Raw genomic sequence first — 14,957 nt, 5'->3', positions numbered from 1 at the left:
GACATGATGTCGTCCAGTGAGCGGGAAGGACAATGCGGGGCGCGCGATATTTGCGAAATGGAATTGCTTGCGATCCATCATTGCGGCGATGCAATGATGCTCGGCCATCCAGAGTGTGGGCTCAACCTCGCCACCGCGTTACTTCGGCCATCGCCATGACGGCTCCGAGAGATGCTCCGCAAAATAATCGGACAGCATCGCCACCTTCGCCGGACGTGCACGCGCCGATGGCGTGACGAAGTAAAGACCGCCCTTCGTCAGCGACCAGTCGGTGAGGATCGCCTCAAGGCGGCCATCGGCCAGATATTCGCCGGCGATGAATTCGGGCAACTCGGCAATTGCGAGGCCGTCGAGCAGCGTGGGCAGCAGCGCATCGGAATTCGTCACGCGCAGCGGGCCGGTCGGCTTGACCGGCTCCTCCTCGCCTGCAGCGTTCGTGAAGCGCCACAAATCGCTGCGCGCGCGATACGCGTATGAAAGGCATGGCCGGTCCGCCAGCTCGCGCGGATGCGCGGGCCGCCCTTCGCGCTTCAGGTACGCGGGCGACGCCACCACGAATTGTGTGACCGGGCACAGGCGTCGTGCCACCAGCGACGAATCAGGCAGCGCGGCAATGCGCAGTGCGGCGTCAAACCCATCGGCAACCAGATCGACTGACGCATCCGAAAGATGCAGGTCGATCGACACCTCCGGATACGCGCGAAAGAACGCGGGCAGCAGCGGTGCGACCCAGCGCAGCCCGAACGACATCGGTACAGCCAGGCGCACCAGTCCGCGTGGCTGCACCGACATCTCGCGCGCGGCGCTTTCTGCTTCTTCGGCCTGACGGTAGATCTCTCCGGCCTTATCGCAGATCGTCCGGCCGAACTCGGTGAGCGAGAGTTGGCGCGACGTGCGGTTGAAGAGCCGCGCGCCCAACCGGTCTTCGAGACGGGCGACGCCCCGCGAGACCGTCGCCACCGACACGCCCATCGCGCGCGCCGCGGCCGCGAACGATCCTTCCTCCGCGACCTTCGCGAACATAGCAAGTCCTTCGAAATCAGGCAGCTTCGCCATTTCCCCTCATCTTTTCATTTTTGCAACGTTGGATTGCAATCAATTCTATTTCGATAAGCCTTGGGCGTCGATATTCTCCTCACATCGCAGCACGAAACACCGAACGCAATCATCCACTTACCGAACCAAAGGAGAAGCACCATGGCACGCAAGCTCGACAACAAGATTGCACTCGTTACCGGCGCAACCAGCGGCATCGGCCTCGCCACCGCACAGCGTTTCGCGGCAGAAGGCGCGCACGTCTACCTCACCGGCCGCCGTCAGGCTGAACTAGATGCCGCAGTGAAGGGCATCCGCGAAGCGGGCGGCAACGCGACGGGGGTACGTGTCGATTCCACAAAGCTGGGTGAGCTCGACGCGCTGTATGCGCAGATCAAGGAAGAACAGGGGCATCTCGACGTGCTGTTCGCGAACGCAGGCGGTGGTTCGATGCTGCCGCTTGGCAGCATCACCGAAGAACACTACGACGACACCTTCGATCGCAATGTGAAGGGCGTGCTCTTCACGGTGCAAAAAGCGTTGCCGCTGCTCGCCGAGGGGGCGTCGGTGATTCTCACCGGTTCAACGGCAGGCAGCGCGGGCACGGCAGCGTTCAGCGTGTATTCGGCTTCGAAAGCCGCGGTGCGCGCCTTCGTACGCAGCTGGATTCTCGATCTGAAGGATCGCCGCGTCCGGGTTAATACAATCAGCCCGGGCGCGACGCGCACGCCCGGCTTGCTCGACCTCGCCGGTGACGATGCAGTCCAACGCCAGGGTCTTGCCGATTACCTGGCTGCCCAGATCCCGATGGGGCGCCTCGGCGAGCCCGGAGAGATCGCAAGCGCTGCGTTGTTCCTTGCCTCGGACGACGCGAGCTTCGTGAACGGCATCGAGCTGTTCGTCGATGGCGGGCAGCAGCAGATCTAAGCGCCGGCTGGATGTCTGTGATCGGTGGGTAACGGTCGATCCTCTAAAGAGCCAGCGTAGGTCGTGGCGTAGGTTCGTGCGCCGAGCCTTATCAGGTAAGGCGCAGGTACTGCTGCATCATCGGGGTGTGGCCTGCAAAGGCTTCGGGCGACAACGTGGTCATAGGTCAGGCATCAGGTTTGTTGCTTTGGTCGCCCGAGTTTACCAGCGGCCCCGACGTGCAAGTGCGAAGTTCGCCGTTCGGCCAGGTGCCGGAGACCACGACCGGCTGCTGCCGGCGCTGTCCGACGAATCGACCCCGCACTCGGGCGGGCCCGCGAAAGTCGGCGTCACCCGGCTCACGGCGCTTCGCGCGCCGATCCTGTCCGGCACCTCAGGACGCGTGCGTCGACGTCAGGCTGAGTGCCACCGCTTGCGCGACTTCGATGCCGTCGATGGCGGCCGAATAGATGCCGCCCGCATATCCCGCGCCTTCGCCGGCCGGATACAGGCCTTCGACGTTCATGCTTTGGTAATCGTCCTTGCGTCGAATCCGGATCGGCGACGAAGTGCGCGTCTCCACGCCGGTGAGCACGGCGTCGTGCATCGCGAAGCCCGCGATCTTCTTGTCGATCTGGGGCAATGCTTCACGGATCGCTTCGATCACGTAGTCCGGGAGCGCGGTGCTGAGATCGGTCGGGCGCACGCCGGGCTTGTACGACGGCTCCACGGAGCCAAGCGACGTCGACGGCCGGCCTGCGATGAAATCCCCGACCAGTTGGCCCGGCGCGTGGTAATCGCCGCCGCCGAGTTCGAATGCGCGCTCTTCCCATTTGCGCTGGAACGCGATGCCCGCCAGCGGACCGCCGGGATAGTCTTCCGGCGTGATGCCGACGACGATGCCCGCATTCGCGTTGCGCTCGGCACGGGAATACTGGCTCATGCCATTGGTGACCACGCGGCCCGGCTCGGAGGTCGCCGCGACCACCGTGCCGCCGGGGCACATGCAGAAGCTGTAGACAGCCCGCCCGTTGCTGCAGTGGTGGACCACCTTGTAGTCGGCCGCGCCGAGTTGCTTGTGGCCCGCAAACTTGCCGAAGCGGCTGCGATCGATCAGCCCCTGCGGATGTTCGATGCGAAAACCCAGCGAAAACGGCTTGGCTTCGATATACACGCCGCGATCGTGCAGCATCTGGAACGTGTCGCGCGCGCTGTGGCCCACGGCCAGCACCACGTGGTCGCACCGGAGCGTTTCCCCGTTCGAGAGCTTGAGCGAGCGCACCTTGCCCTGATCGATTTCGATGTCGTCGACCCGGGTTTCGAAGCGCACTTCGCCACCCAGTTCGTGGATGGAAGCGCGCATTTTTTCCACCATGCTGACGAGGCGGAACGTGCCGATGTGCGGCCGGCTCAGATACAGGATGTCTTCCGGCGCGCCCGCCTTGACGAATTCGTCGAGCACCTTGCGGCCATAATGGTTGGGATCCTTGATCTGGCTGTACAGCTTGCCGTCGGAAAACGTTCCGGCGCCGCCTTCGCCGAACTGCACGTTGGATTCGGGATTGAGTACGCTCTTGCGCCACAGGCCGAAGGTGTCCTTGGTGCGCTCGCGCACGGCCTTGCCGCGTTCGAGGATGATGGGGCGGAATCCCATCTGCGCGAGGATCAGTCCTGCAAACAGGCCGCACGGCCCCATGCCGATGACGACCGGGCGCAGGAAAGCGGTGTGCTCGGGGGCCTTCGCGACAAAGTGGTACGCCATGTCGGGCGTGACGCCGCAATGCGGCTTGCCGGCGAGTCGCTTGAGCGCGGCCGCTTCGTCCTTGACTTCGATGTCGACGATATACGTCAGCTTGATGTCGGAGCGCTTGCGTGCATCGTGCGCACGGCGGAACACGGTGTATCGGACGAGCCCGTCTGCCGCCACGCCAAGCTCCTCGAGGCGCGCGCGAATCGCGGCTTCGAGAGCGCTTTCGGGATGGTCGAGGGGGAGTTTAATTTCGCTTAGCCGTAACATGGGTACTCGGATGCTGTCGCCACGACGTCGTGGCGGTGTTGAAACAGGCGGGGCAGGCATGCGGGTGGGGGCGTTGTTCGCCACGCGGGCATCCCGGATGCAAATCATTCATCGCTGGAAAACGCGGTACGACGGGCTGCATGCTGACCAGGCCGGACAACTCGGGCAACTTCAGGACGGGAGCGTGAAGCGCGGGGAAGATTTTTCCGTCCCCGAACCATCGGAAGGCGAAAGTCGCTCCATCATCACGGTGCTGGCGAGTAGTTTGTCGAAAGCACGCCAGGCGGGCGTAGCGCCCTTGTCGTTCATGCCGGCCAACATAGCACATCGATATAGATGCCACGCAAAAATGCGGCCGCCAGAGCGAAAAGGGCGGTGGTGACGCACGCGGCATCGCCTTGCCGACGGCCCGTGCCGCGTGAAGCGGGCCCGGGCCGTCGAAGCGCACCGCACAGGCGGGCGCGGCCGGGGCTTATTCGGCTGCCGGATGCACGCGGGTGTAGCGATTCAGGATCGGGATCATCTGCGCGTAGATCTTCGGGTTCGCGGCGACGATCTCATGGCGATGCAGGAAATCGGCATCGCCCGTGTAGTTGCCCACGAGGCCGCCGGCCTCGGTGATCAGCAGGCTGCCCGCCGCCATGTCCCACACGTTGATGCCCTGTTCGAAGAACGCGTCGAGGCGGCCGGCCGCGACGTTCGCGAGGTCGAGTGCCGCCGCGCCCGGGCGGCGCAGGCCCGTGCAGGCCTGCGTCATTTCGGTGAAGAGGCGCGCATACGCGTCGAGGCCGTCCTTCTCGCGGAACGGGAAACCCGTGCCGACCAGTGCGTCGGACAGGCGGTCGCGGCGGCCGACGCGGATGCGGCGATCGTTCAGGTACGCGCCGCGGCCACGCGTGGCCGTGAACAGGTCGTTCTTGTTCGGATCGTAGACGACGGCCTGCGTGACGACGCCCTTGTGCTCGAGCGCGATCGATACGCAGTAGTACGGGAAGCCGTGGATGAAGTTGGTCGTGCCGTCGAGCGGATCGATGATCCACTTGAACTCGGATTCGTTCTCCGATTCGCCCGATTCTTCCGCGAGGATCGCGTGGTCGGGGTAGGCGGTCTTCAGCGTCTCGATGATCGCCTCTTCGGCGGCCTTGTCCACTTCGGTGACGAAGTCGTTCTGCTGCTTCCTGCGGATCTCGATCAGGTCGAGATCGAGGGACGCGCGATTGATGATCTGTCCGGCGCGGCGCGCAGCCTTGACAGCAATGTTGAGCATGGGATGCATGAGCCTGGATCCTGTAGCCGGCGGCACGGGCCGCCACGAAGTGGAACAACCGCCCGGGACGGCGCAAGCGTGCCGGGCGAGGTGAGACGCGAATTGACAAAGAGCGGGGTACGACCCGCGTCGCACGGAGCGCGACGCGTAAAGGCATGATTTTACCCGATTTTTGGCGGTTTCAGGCGACCGGAATGCGGGGAAACCCCCGCTGGCCGTCCGGACGAGTGGGTTTGCCGGAGCGATAGCGCTACCATACGGCCATTCTGATGAACCGAGTCGTATCGTAGTGGAAACCCCGCAGAACACCGCCGCGCCGTCCGAGTCGGGCGCGGACACGTCCCGGCCGCCGTCCGGCGGCTTCACGTCTACCCGTTTCGTGCTCGTCGAGCCGAGCCATCCCGGCAATGTCGGGGCGGCCGCCCGCGCGCTGAAGACGATGGGCTTCTCGCGTCTCGTGCTGGTTGCGCCGCGCGTGCCGCACGTGCAGAGCGACCCCGAGGCGATCGCGATGGCCAGCGGCGCGGACGACGTCCTCGCGTCCGCGCATGTCGTGCCGACGCTTGGCGACGCGCTGTCCGGTGTTCACTGGTCGATCGCGCTGACCGCGCGCACGCGCGAATACGGGCCGCCGCGCCTTGCACCGCGCGCGGCCGCCGCGCAGGCGTGCGCGCAGGTCGGCGCGGGCGACATCGCACTCGTGTTCGGCAACGAGCGCACGGGCCTCGCGAACGAGCATGTCGAGCAGTGCAGCGCGCTTGCGCACATCCCGGCGAACCCTGTATACAGCTCGCTGAACCTCGCACAGGCCGTGCAGGTGCTCGCGTACGAGCTGCGCGTCGCGTTTCTCGAGCAGGCGAGCGAGCCTTCGCCGCAACCGTCGGCCGAGGCCGGCACGCTCGCGCAGAGCGACGAGATCGAGCGGATGTACGTGCACCTCGAGAACGCGTTGATCGCGCTCGACTTCCTCGACCCGCGCAATCCGAAGAAACTGATGCCGCGGCTGCGTCGCCTGTTCGCGCGCACGGGCCTCGAGCGCGAGGAGGTCAACATCCTGCGCGGCGTCGCGAAGCACATCCTGCTGAAAGCGGGCAAGCCCGACGGCGACGCGTAAGCGGTCGGCGCGCCGTCACGGTCGGCCGGGCGGCGTTGCGCGGCCTCCGGAAGCGCCGGGCCCCGAGCGTTTCCGACCGGCCGCACCTCCCGCAAACACCGCGACAGCGAGCCTCCCGCCCGAATACCCGCGCCGGCGGCGGGGTGAACGCGCGACCTCGTGCGGCCGTGCGCGACTGGCCCTACAATCGCCGGACGTCATAAGCAAATTACCCGGCGCGATAACGGCCGGTCATTGCCGGCGGTGCGCGCCGGCCTTTTCCCCGATCAGATCATGTTCACGAGACTGCGCGAAGACGTTGCAACGATTCGCGAGCGGGATCCCGCCGCTCGCAGTGCCTGGGAAGTGCTGACCTGTTATCCGGGGCTGCATGCGCTCGTGCTGCACCGTTTCGCGCATGCCTGCTGGCGCGCAAAGCGCTACTGGCTTGCACGTTTCGCGTCGCAGGCCGGGCGGTTCCTGACGGGTATCGAGATCCACCCCGGTGCGACGATCGGCCGGCGCGTGTTCATCGATCACGGCATGGGTGTCGTGATCGGCGAGACGGCGATCATCGGCGACGACTGCACGATCTATCAGGGCGTGACGCTGGGCGGCACGTCGCTCACGCGCGGCGCGAAGCGCCACCCGACGCTCGAGGCCGGCGTGATCGTCGGCGCGGGCGCGAAGGTGCTGGGCGGTTTCACGGTCGGCGCGGGCGCGAAGATCGGTTCGAACGCGGTCGTCGTGAAGCCGGTGCCGGCGGGCGGCACGGCGGTCGGCAATCCGGCGCGCATCGTGATGCCGGCGCAGCCGAAGCCGCAGCCGGAACGCGCGGCGTTCTGCGCATACGGGATCACGCCGAACGCCGACGATCCGATGTCGCTCGCGATTCACGGGCTGATCGATCACGCGGCGAAGGAAAGCCGCCGCGTCGACGAGATCGTCGCGGCGCTCGAGCGGCTCGGCACGCATCTGGAAACGCTGCAGGGCGCCGATGCGGCGCGCCTCGACCTGCGCAGGCTGTCGGCGGTGCTGGAAGGAAAGGCGGTCGAGCGTCAGTCGTAATGCGATGCACGCCGACGGCTGCCAGTCGGCGAGACGGCAGCAGCGGCGTCAGTCGAGCGGCATCGCGTGAATGCCTTCCGCGTCGACGCGCAGGTAGCCGCCGCGCGGCGCACCGTGGTCGAGATCCCAGTCGGGCAGCACCCAGCGGATGCCGCCCGGTTCGGCGTGGCTCGCGGGGCGGTGCGTGTGGCCGTGAATGATCACGGTTGCGCGGCTTTTCCGGAACAGCGCGGCCACGCCTTCACGCGTGACATCGTAGATCGCCGAAGCAGGGCGCATCCGGCCCGCTTCGCTGTTCGAGCGCATGCGTTGCGCGAGCGCGCGGCGCCAGCGCAACGGCCATGCGAGAAACAGCCATTGCGCGACGCGGTTGCGTGCGAAGCGGCGGAACACCTGGTAGCCGCGGTCGGCCGTGCATTGCGCGTCGCCGTGCGCGAGCACGATGCGTTGGCCGAACGCCATGATCAGCGAAGGATCGGGCAGCAACATCGCGCCGGCTGCTTTCATGAAGCGCCGGCCGAGCAGGAAATCGCGGTTGCCGTGCATCACGTAGAGCGCGATTCCTCGTTCCGAGAGCGTGTGCATCAGCGCGGCCATGCGTGCCGCGAACGGATCGTCGTCGAGGATGTCGTCGCCGATCCAGTATTCGAAAAGATCGCCGAGGATGAACACCGAGTCGGCGCTGTCGGCGGTGTATTTCACGAAATGCTCGAACGCGGCGACCGTCTTCGGAATCGCTTCGCTCAGGTGCAGATCGGAGAGCAACAGGAACGGGCGTGCGGCTTGCGCGTATTCGCGCTCGCCCGGCACGCCCGCGGAGACGCTTCGCGGCGGACTCTCCTGCAACATCGAAGTGCCTCCGTTACCGTGCGTCAGACCACGACGGCCTTCTCGATCACGACGTCGTCGGTCGGCACGTCCTGGTGGAAACCGGCGTTGCCCGTCTTGACGCCCTTGATCTTGTCGACCACGTCCTGGCCTTCGACGACCTTGCCGAACACCGCGTAGCCCCAGCCCTGCGGCGTCGGCGACGAGTGGTTCAGGAAGTCGTTGTCGTTCACGTTGATGAAGAACTGGGCGGTGGCCGAGTGCGGATCGTTCGTGCGGGCCATCGCGACCGTGTAGTTGTCGTTCTTCAGGCCGTTGTTCGCTTCGTTGTCGATCGGCGCGTCGGTCGGCTTCTGCTTCAGGCCCGGCTCGAAGCCGCCGCCCTGGATCATGAAGCCGTTGATCACGCGATGGAACACGGTGCCGTCGTAGTGGCCCTTCTTCACGTAGCTCAGGAAGTTCTCGACCGTCTTCGGTGCCTTCGCGGCGTCGAGCTCGAGCTTGATCACGCCGTGGTTCGTATGCAGTTCAACCATGATGAATTCCTTCGGTGAGGCGGTTTAAATGGCACGCGGCCGGTCGTGCGACGCGGCCGCGTGAGTCGCCGGACGTGCCGGCAGGTTCTTACTTCGAGACGATGCTGGCCGATTCGATCACGACCGGTTGCGCGGGCACGTCCTGCATCGGGCCGCGCGAGGTCGTCGCCACGCCTTCGATCTTCTTCACGACGTCGAGGCCCGATACGACCTTGCCGAACACCGCATAGCCGTTGCCGTCCGGGTTCGGGTAGTCGAGGCCGCTGTTGTCGACCGTGTTGATGAAGAACTGCGCGGTGGCCGAGTTCGGATCGCTCGTGCGCGCCATCGCGATCGTGCCCGTCAGGTTCTTCAGACCATTGCGGCTCTCCAGCGGAATCGGCGCGCGGGTCGGCTTCTCTTCGAAGCTGGTCTTGTAGCCGCCGCCCTGGATCATGAAGCCCTTGATCACGCGATGGAAGATCGTGCCGTTGTACTGGCCGGCCTTCACGTAATCGAGGAAGTTGGCGACCGACTTCGGCGCCTTCTCCGGGTAGAGCTCGACACGGATGTCGCCCTGCGAGGTCTTGAGCTGCACGACCGGGTGCGCGGTGGCCGTTTGCGCGAAAGCGGGCGCGGTCGCGAGAAGGGCGGCGCCGCCAAGCGCCAGCAACAGACGTTTCATTGCGATCCTCAGGTTGGGAGGGAAAGGGGGCCGCGCCGCTTATTTCGACGGCGGCGCGACATACGGCGCCGCCAGTGCGCCCGACGGACCGCTGAACTGGAACGTCGGCGACATCGGCAGCGTGGTGGTGCTCACGTTCGCGGCTGCGCGGTCGGAGTAGTCGCGGGTGGACGGCGCGACCGCGCGGGCATTCGGTGCGACCTTCGGCGGCGACACGATCTTCTGCAGGTCGGCGAGGCGCTGTGCGGTCGCGCCGCTCGTGCGGCCGAGCGATTGCGCACGCTTGTACGATTCGGCCGCGAGGCGCAGGTACAGGTCGCCGAGGTTCTCGTACGCGAGCGAGTAGCTCGGGTTCGATTGCGTCGCCGTGACGAGCGCGGTGCGCGCTTCGTCGTAGCGGCCGTGCTTCGCGTAGAGCGCCGCGAGGTTGTTGTACGGCTCGGGCAGTTCGGGGTACGCCTGCGTGATCGCGACGAACTGCTGGATCGCATCGTCGTCGCGGTTCAGGCGGGCCAGCACGGTGCCGCGCTTGAACTGCGCCTGCACGTCGCGCGGGTTCGACGCGATGCGCGCGTCGAGCTGCGCGAGCGCCTGCTTCCACTGCTTGCCGGCGATCGACGCGTCGATTTCGGGGGTGCCGTCGGCGGTGGCCGGGGCTTTCTGCGCATGCGCCGCGGGGGCCGCGAACAGCGTCAGCGCGACGCCCATGACGGTGGTCGCAACGAGGGTCGCAGCGCTCGGCGCGCGGCCGCGATGAGGTTTCATAGGCGTAAATCGGAATGTTATACTCCGAGCCATTCTAACAAAACGTCTGCGCGTTCCGGCGAGCCGCAGGCAGTCTTTCTTAGCCTCTCGTGGCCGTCACCGCTGTGCTTGCAGCCTGACCGCCCCATGTGATAGCGAGGACGCTCGGCCTGGCGCCGCAGCAGATGGTCCGTCCGCTTCGCATGCTGGGCGAGCTTCGCCAGGGCGGTCTCCTTCGGCTCACGGTTCATCTCTATGGAATCACTGCGCATCTACAACACGCTCGCGCGTGACAAGCAAGTTTTCGTGCCGCGCCAGTCCGGCGAAGTGCGGATGTACGTATGCGGAATCACCGTCTACGACTATTGTCACGTGGGCCACGCGCGCATGCTGGTCGTGTTCGACCTCGTCCAGCGCTGGCTGCGTGCGATCGGCTACCGGGTCACGTATGTGCGCAACATTACAGACATCGACGACAAGATCATCCGCCGCGCGGTCGAGAACGGCGAGACGATCAAGTCGCTGACCGACCGGTTCATCGGCGCGATGCGCGAGGATGAAGGTGCGCTCGGCATCCAGCGGCCCGACATCGAGCCGCGTGCGACGCAATTCATTCCGCAGATGCTCGGCATGATCGAGACGCTCGAGACGAACGGTTACGCGTACCAGGCGGCCGACGGCGACGTCAATTACTCGGTGCGCAAGTTCGCGAACTACGGCAAGCTGTCGGGCAAGTCGCTCGACGATCTTCGCGCAGGCGAGCGCGTCGCCGCGAACGACGCGAAGGAAGATCCGCTCGATTTCGTGCTGTGGAAGCGCGCGAAGCCGGAAGATCCGGAAGGCGCGTCGTGGGCGTCGAAGTACGGGATGGGCCGCCCGGGCTGGCACATCGAGTGCTCGGCGATGGGCTGCACGCTGCTCGGCGATCATTTCGACATCCATGGCGGCGGGCAGGATCTGCAATTCCCGCACCACGAGAACGAGATCGCGCAGAGCGAAGGCGCGACCGGCCAGACGTTCGTCAATTACTGGATGCACAACGGCTTCGTGCAGGTCGACAACGAGAAGATGTCGAAATCGCTCGGCAACTTCTTCACGATCCGCGAAGTACTCGAGCGGTACGACGCCGAAGTCGTGCGCTTCTTCATCGTGCGCACGCACTACCGGTCGCCGCTCAACTACAGCGACGTGCATCTCGACGATGCGCGCGCGTCGCTCACGCGTCTCTATACCGCGCTGAAGGATGTCGAGGCCGACACGCTCGCGCTCGACTGGAACGAGCCGCATGCGCAGCGTTTCGCGGCCGCGATGAACGACGACTTCAACACGCCCGTCGCGGTGGCAACGCTGTTCGAGCTGGCGGGCGAGGTGAATCGCACGCGCGACGCGGCGCTCGCGCGGCAACTGAAACAACTGGCAGGCCTGCTCGGCCTGCTGGGCCGCGAACCGCGCGCGTTCCTGCAGCAGGCGTCCGGCGCCGCGCAGGCGGGCGCGCTCGCCGCCGACGAGATCGAAGCGAAGATCGCCGCGCGCGTCGCGGCGAAGCAGGCGAAGGACTATGCCGAAGCGGACCGGATCCGGGCAGAACTGCTCGAGGCCGGCATCGCACTTGAAGACAAACCGGGCGGATCGACCGAATGGCGTCGCGTATGAGCGCGGTGCGTTCCACTGACCGATCCGTCAGGTAGGAGGCAGGATGGCAACGGCCAGAAAAGCGCCGGTCAGGCGCGCGACCCCGGTCGCCGCGCGTCCGGCAGCCAAGCGCGTGCCGTCGAAGGCGGACGCGACGCGCGCCGCGCCGAACGGCGCGCTCAACGGTCATGCGCAGCCGGCGGCTGCGCAGCCGGCCGCCGACGCGGCCCGCAAGACGCGTGCGTCCGAAGCGGACGGCGAGGAGGTTGTCGTGCGTCCTGCATACTGGGACAAGGCATGCGCCGACCTCGTCAAGCGCGACCGGATCCTGAAGAAACTGATCCCGAAGTTCGGTCCCGCGCATCTCGTGAAGCGCGGCGACCCGTTCGTCACGCTCGCGCGCTCGGTCGTCGGCCAGCAGATTTCGGTGCCGTCCGCGCAGTCGCTGTGGGCGCATATCGAGGACGCCTGTCCGAAACTCGCCCCGCTGCCGGTGATCCGGCTCGGCGCGGACAAGCTGATCGCTTGCGGACTGTCGAAGCGCAAGACCGAATATATCCTCGATCTCGCGCAGCATTTCGTGTCGGGTGCGCTGCACGTCGACAAATGGACGTCGATGGACGACGAGGACGTGATCGCGGAACTCACGCAGATCCGCGGCATCAGCCGCTGGACGGCCGAGATGTTCCTGATCTTCAACCTGTCGCGGCCGGATGTGCTGCCGCTCGACGACCCGGGCCTGATCCGCGCGATCAGCGTCAATTACTTCAGCGGGGAGCCCGTCACGCGTAGCGAGGCGCGCGAGGTCGCGGCCAACTGGGAACCGTGGCGCACCGTCGCGACCTGGTACATGTGGCGCAGCCTCGATGCACCCGAAACCGACGCCTGAGTATTGGCTATCGGGTTTTAAACATCAATAGTTGAGAACCGGTTTTGAGCGTCGCCCGCGCGAGTAGAATACGCGCTGCCGCAAGACCCAAGGATTCGAACACATGAAGACCACGTTTCTGGATTTCGAACAGCCGATCGCCGAACTCGAGGCCAAGATCGAAGAACTGCGATTCGTGCAGGATGACTCGGCTGTCGATATTTCGGAAGAAATCGAGCGGCTGTCGAAGAAAAGCCAGCAACTGACGAAGGACCTTTACGCGAACCTGTCGCCGTGGCAGGTTTCGCAGATCGCGCGGCACCCGCAGCGTCCGTACACGCTCGATTACGTTGCGGAACTGTTTACCGATTTTCACGAGCTGCACGGCGACCGCGCATTCGCGGACGATCTGTCGATCGTCGGCGGTCTCGCGCGCTTCGGCGGCCATCCGTGCATGGTGATCGGTCACCAGAAGGGCCGCGACACGAAGGAGCGCGCCGCGCGCAACTTCGGGATGCCGCGTCCGGAAGGCTATCGCAAGGCCGAACGCCTGATGCGTCTCGCCGAGAAGTTCGGGCTGCCGATCTTCACGTTCGTCGACACGCCGGGCGCGTACCCGGGCATCGGCGCGGAAGAGCGCGGCCAGTCGGAGGCGATCGGCCGCAACCTGTATGTGATGGCCGAGCTGAAGACGCCGATCATCACGACGGTGATCGGCGAGGGCGGTTCGGGCGGCGCACTCGCGATCGCCGTGGCCGACACCGTGATGATGCTGCAGTTCTCGACCTACTCGGTGATCTCGCCGGAAGGCTGCGCGTCGATCCTGTGGAAGAGCGCCGCGAAGGCGCCGGAAGCCGCGGAAGCGCTGGGCCTGACCGCGCACCGCCTGAAGGCGCTCGGCCTGATCGACAAGATCATCAACGAGCCGCTCGGCGGCGCGCATCGCGATCCGAAGGGCATGGCTGCGCTGCTGCGCCGCGCGCTCGCCGATTCGCTGCGCCAGTTCCAGGGCATGAGCATCGATGCGCTGCGCGAGCGCCGCTTCGAGCGCCTGATGGCCTACGGCAAGTTCAAGGAAACCACGCCGGGCGCATGACCGGCCGCGTGCTCGATACGCGCGCCGCTGAGCGCGCGTCCCTCTCGTGATCCCACCGACCGAATTCTCCGCCGACCGCGTCGTACTCGACGCGGTCGGCGTTGCGCTTTCCGGCATGCCGTTCGATGCTCGCATCGCGATCGCCTACAGCGGCGGCCTCGATTCGACGGTGCTGCTCGACGCGGCCGTGCGTGTCGCGGGCGCGTCGCGCTGCATCGCGCTGCACGTGCATCATGGCTTGAGTGCGAACGCCGACGCGTGGGTCGCGCATGCAGAGGCGGTTGCGGCGCGGCTCGGCGTCGAATTCGAATCGATGCGCGTCGACGTGCCGCGCGACAGCGGTCTCGGTATCGAGGCGACCGCGCGCGAGCGTCGTTATGCCGCGCTCGACGCGATGTGCGAGCGCCATGGCGCGGCCGCGCTGTGGCTCGCGCAGCATGCGGACGACCAGGCCGAGACCGTGCTGCTGCAATTGCTGCGCGGCGCGGGGATCGCGGGGCTCGCCGCCATGGCGCCGCGCTACCGTCCCGACGGCGCGAGCGTCGAGCGCGTGCGTCCGTTGCTGCGACTGTTGCGTGCGCAACTCGAGCGCTATGCGACGCAGCACGAACTCGAATGGATCGACGACGAATCGAACAGCGACACGCGCTACGCGCGCAATGCGCTGCGCATCGACGTGCTGCCAGCACTGGCCGTGCATTTCCCTGGCTTTCGCGACGCGCTCGGTCGTGCGGCCCAGCATGCGGCCGCCGCGCAACGGCTGCTCGACGATCTGGCCGAACTGGATTTCGCCGTCGCCGCGCGCGATGACGGGCGGGCGCTGTCGCGCGAGTCGCTGGTTGCGTTCGACGACACGCGCGGCGCGAACCTGCTGCGTTTCTGGATGCGCCGGCTCGGTTTGCCGGGTGCGTCCGCCGCCCGGCTCGCCAACATGATGCGGCAATTGCGCGCCGCGCACGACGCGCATGCGTTGCGCGTCGATCACGCGGGGCAGTGCCTGCGGCTCTATCGCGACGTCGTCTACTGGGAAGCGGGCGACAGCGCCGAACCGGCCGACGACGGCACCGGCACGCCGCACCCGGAATCGGCGCTCGCGTGGGACGGTCAGGAAGTCTGGCACCTGCCGGGATGGCGCGGCACGTACGTGTTCGCGCCGGCCGACGCGGGAAGCGCCGGCGCGGTGCCGGAGGCGCTGCTGCGCGC

Annotated in this window: 14 protein-coding genes; 7 read left to right on the top strand and 7 right to left on the bottom strand. The window is 66.3% G+C overall.

Translation table 11 applies throughout. From position 1 onward, the window contains the following. Positions 1-138: 138 nt before the first annotated feature. A complete protein-coding gene (locus ACNQQL_RS23785; protein WP_347066126.1) occupies positions 139-1,056 on the bottom strand; it encodes a LysR family transcriptional regulator in 918 nt (305 codons plus the stop codon). A gap of 141 nt (positions 1,057-1,197) precedes the next feature. Here ACNQQL_RS23785 and ACNQQL_RS23780 point away from each other — a divergent pair, with 141 nt between their 5' ends. Continuing rightward, entirely contained in the window at positions 1,198-1,962 is a 765-nt protein-coding gene (locus tag ACNQQL_RS23780; RefSeq protein WP_124622357.1) for an SDR family NAD(P)-dependent oxidoreductase, read from the top strand. Between the two features lie 373 nt (positions 1,963-2,335). Here the strand turns inward: ACNQQL_RS23780 and ACNQQL_RS23775 are convergent, their stop codons facing one another. Both ACNQQL_RS23775 and ACNQQL_RS23770 read right to left on the bottom strand, forming a co-directional pair. Further along, a complete protein-coding gene (locus ACNQQL_RS23775; protein WP_347066194.1) occupies positions 2,336-3,958 on the bottom strand; it encodes an NAD(P)/FAD-dependent oxidoreductase in 1,623 nt (540 codons plus the stop codon). 472 nt (positions 3,959-4,430) lie between these two features. Continuing rightward, positions 4,431-5,234: an inositol monophosphatase family protein gene (locus ACNQQL_RS23770; protein WP_072437022.1), complete on the bottom strand. Its 804-nt coding sequence runs from the start codon at positions 5,232-5,234 to the stop codon at positions 4,431-4,433. Between the two features lie 280 nt (positions 5,235-5,514). Here ACNQQL_RS23770 and ACNQQL_RS23765 point away from each other — a divergent pair, with 280 nt between their 5' ends. Further along, a complete protein-coding gene (locus ACNQQL_RS23765; protein WP_347066123.1) occupies positions 5,515-6,339 on the top strand; it encodes an RNA methyltransferase in 825 nt (274 codons plus the stop codon). A 273-nt stretch (positions 6,340-6,612) separates the two neighbouring features. Then, positions 6,613-7,386, top strand: a complete 774-nt coding sequence (gene cysE, locus ACNQQL_RS23760; protein ID WP_072437251.1) for a serine O-acetyltransferase — start codon at positions 6,613-6,615, stop codon at positions 7,384-7,386. 48 nt (positions 7,387-7,434) lie between these two features. On the opposite strand, the gene ACNQQL_RS23755 is transcribed toward cysE, so the two are convergent. From ACNQQL_RS23755 to ACNQQL_RS23740, 4 genes are all read right to left on the bottom strand, one after another. After that, the gene (locus ACNQQL_RS23755) at positions 7,435-8,235 is read right to left on the bottom strand and encodes a UDP-2,3-diacylglucosamine diphosphatase (RefSeq protein ID WP_072437024.1); all 801 of its coding nucleotides are present in this window, start codon (positions 8,233-8,235) and stop codon (positions 7,435-7,437) included. Between the two features lie 23 nt (positions 8,236-8,258). Then, entirely contained in the window at positions 8,259-8,750 is a 492-nt protein-coding gene (locus ACNQQL_RS23750) for a peptidylprolyl isomerase (protein ID WP_217589378.1), read from the bottom strand. Positions 8,751-8,838: 88 nt separating this feature from the next. Beyond that, positions 8,839-9,414, bottom strand: coding sequence for a peptidylprolyl isomerase (locus ACNQQL_RS23745; protein WP_034183593.1), 576 nt, complete (start codon positions 9,412-9,414; stop codon positions 8,839-8,841). A 39-nt stretch (positions 9,415-9,453) separates the two neighbouring features. Beyond that, a complete protein-coding gene (locus ACNQQL_RS23740; protein WP_204423728.1) occupies positions 9,454-10,179 on the bottom strand; it encodes a tetratricopeptide repeat protein in 726 nt (241 codons plus the stop codon). Between the two features lie 234 nt (positions 10,180-10,413). Between ACNQQL_RS23740 and cysS the strand changes: the two genes are divergently transcribed. From cysS to tilS, 4 genes are all read left to right on the top strand, one after another. Continuing rightward, positions 10,414-11,811, top strand: coding sequence for a cysteine--tRNA ligase (gene cysS / locus ACNQQL_RS23735; protein WP_347066120.1), 1,398 nt, complete (start codon positions 10,414-10,416; stop codon positions 11,809-11,811). A 43-nt stretch (positions 11,812-11,854) separates the two neighbouring features. Then, complete coding sequence (locus ACNQQL_RS23730) at positions 11,855-12,679, top strand: DNA-3-methyladenine glycosylase (protein ID WP_347066118.1); 825 nt, start codon at positions 11,855-11,857, stop codon at positions 12,677-12,679. A 103-nt stretch (positions 12,680-12,782) separates the two neighbouring features. Then, complete coding sequence (locus ACNQQL_RS23725) at positions 12,783-13,754, top strand: acetyl-CoA carboxylase carboxyltransferase subunit alpha (RefSeq protein WP_006478433.1); 972 nt, start codon at positions 12,783-12,785, stop codon at positions 13,752-13,754. A 46-nt stretch (positions 13,755-13,800) separates the two neighbouring features. After that, a partial coding sequence (gene tilS / locus ACNQQL_RS23720; protein WP_347066116.1) for a tRNA lysidine(34) synthetase TilS occupies positions 13,801-14,957 on the top strand: 1,157 nt, incomplete at its 3' end.

The organism is Burkholderia sp. LFS061, from assembly GCF_047978125.1.
Taxonomy (GTDB): Bacteria; Pseudomonadota; Gammaproteobacteria; order Burkholderiales; family Burkholderiaceae; genus Burkholderia; species Burkholderia pyrrocinia_C.
This window is presented reverse-complemented; position numbering and strand designations above follow the sequence as displayed.

Coding starts and splice junctions, on each gene's coding strand:
- cysE (WP_072437251.1), top strand. CDS start 6,613: ATGTTCACGAGACTGCGCGAAGACGTTGCAACGATTCGCGAGCGGGAT.
- ACNQQL_RS23725 (WP_006478433.1), top strand. CDS start 12,783: ATGAAGACCACGTTTCTGGATTTCGAACAGCCGATCGCCGAACTCGAG.
- ACNQQL_RS23770 (WP_072437022.1), bottom strand. CDS start 5,234: ATGCATCCCATGCTCAACATTGCTGTCAAGGCTGCGCGCCGCGCCGGA.
- cysS (WP_347066120.1), top strand. CDS start 10,414: ATGGAATCACTGCGCATCTACAACACGCTCGCGCGTGACAAGCAAGTT.
- ACNQQL_RS23750 (WP_217589378.1), bottom strand. CDS start 8,750: ATGGTTGAACTGCATACGAACCACGGCGTGATCAAGCTCGAGCTCGAC.
- ACNQQL_RS23740 (WP_204423728.1), bottom strand. CDS start 10,179: ATGAAACCTCATCGCGGCCGCGCGCCGAGCGCTGCGACCCTCGTTGCG.
- ACNQQL_RS23780 (WP_124622357.1), top strand. CDS start 1,198: ATGGCACGCAAGCTCGACAACAAGATTGCACTCGTTACCGGCGCAACC.
- ACNQQL_RS23745 (WP_034183593.1), bottom strand. CDS start 9,414: ATGAAACGTCTGTTGCTGGCGCTTGGCGGCGCCGCCCTTCTCGCGACC.
- ACNQQL_RS23730 (WP_347066118.1), top strand. CDS start 11,855: ATGGCAACGGCCAGAAAAGCGCCGGTCAGGCGCGCGACCCCGGTCGCC.
- ACNQQL_RS23755 (WP_072437024.1), bottom strand. CDS start 8,235: ATGTTGCAGGAGAGTCCGCCGCGAAGCGTCTCCGCGGGCGTGCCGGGC.
- ACNQQL_RS23775 (WP_347066194.1), bottom strand. CDS start 3,958: ATGTTACGGCTAAGCGAAATTAAACTCCCCCTCGACCATCCCGAAAGC.
- ACNQQL_RS23785 (WP_347066126.1), bottom strand. CDS start 1,056: ATGGCGAAGCTGCCTGATTTCGAAGGACTTGCTATGTTCGCGAAGGTC.